This window comes from Vibrio sp. 10N.222.55.C6, from assembly GCF_041473395.1.
GTDB classification, from domain to species: Bacteria; Pseudomonadota; Gammaproteobacteria; order Enterobacterales; family Vibrionaceae; genus Vibrio; species Vibrio crassostreae_C.
The window spans coordinates 1-254 of sequence record NZ_JBFRSD010001202.1; the positions used below are offsets into that span (position 1 = coordinate 1).

The following is a 254-nucleotide window of genomic DNA, read 5'->3' on the forward strand; positions in this document are numbered from 1 at the left end:
CAACATTGTGATAATGCACCCTGCGTGATGGTTTGCCCAACAGGGGCGGCCTACAAAGATGAAAAAACCGGCATTGTCGATGTTCATCAAGAGAAGTGTGTTGGTTGTGGTTATTGCTTATTAGCTTGTCCGTATCAAGTGCGCTTTTTCCATCCAGAGAACAAATCCGCAGATAAATGTAACTTCTGCCGTGATACCAATCTTGCACAAGGGAAGTTACCGGCTTGTGTCGAATCTTGCCCGACCAATGCGTT

1 protein-coding gene is annotated in these 254 nt (G+C 46.1%); it reads left to right on the plus strand.

Annotation, left to right across the window (positions count from 1 at the left end):
• A partial coding sequence (locus AB4486_RS28185) for a 4Fe-4S dicluster domain-containing protein (RefSeq protein WP_372120128.1) occupies window positions 1-254 on the plus strand: 254 nt, incomplete at both ends.